Source organism: Streptomyces luteosporeus, assembly GCF_039532865.1.
In the GTDB taxonomy this organism is placed as follows: Bacteria; Actinomycetota; Actinomycetes; order Streptomycetales; family Streptomycetaceae; genus Streptomyces; species Streptomyces luteosporeus.
On sequence record NZ_BAAASL010000093.1, the window covers coordinates 1 to 512 of the forward strand.

Consider the following 512-nt stretch of genomic DNA (forward strand, 5'->3'; position numbering starts at 1 on the left):
GCTGGCAAACGGCCTCCAGTTCAGCAATAGCTTCTTTGACAGAAAGGATATGCTCAAGCACCTCTTTACTGTCGTGCAGCAGTTCTGCCTCTTTCGCCTTATTATGCTCCGGGTTTCCCATGCGATCGCGGGTGCCCGCAAGCGGTTCAGTGACCACTTTATTGCCCGTCACTGACATCACCAGTTCCGGGCTAAAGCCCAGCGCTTCGCGTCCTTCCTGACGGAACATAAACGAGCGCACAGGTGTGTTTGCCTGCCGCCCGTATAACAGCGTGGCGGGCATATCAATCCGCGATGGCAGGGGAATGGCGCGCGAGACAATCACTTTGACATACTCGCCACGGCGGATCTCCGCAACGGCGCGCGCAACCTGTTGTTTATATGCCTCACCATTGAGGGCGGTATCCACCGCCAGTGGTGCGTTCTGCGTCGTTGTACCGGCCTCTTTTACCCACTCGCACAAACGTCGGCACCCGTCGGGGGAGTCCGCATAAACGGGGACATTTCCCTTT

General features: G+C 57.2%; 1 pseudogene. It reads right to left on the bottom strand.

The features are described 5' to 3' along the window. Nucleotides 1-512 (bottom strand): annotated as a pseudogene (ybtS, locus tag ABD361_RS30585) (yersiniabactin biosynthesis salicylate synthase Irp9/YbtS); the annotation flags it as partial.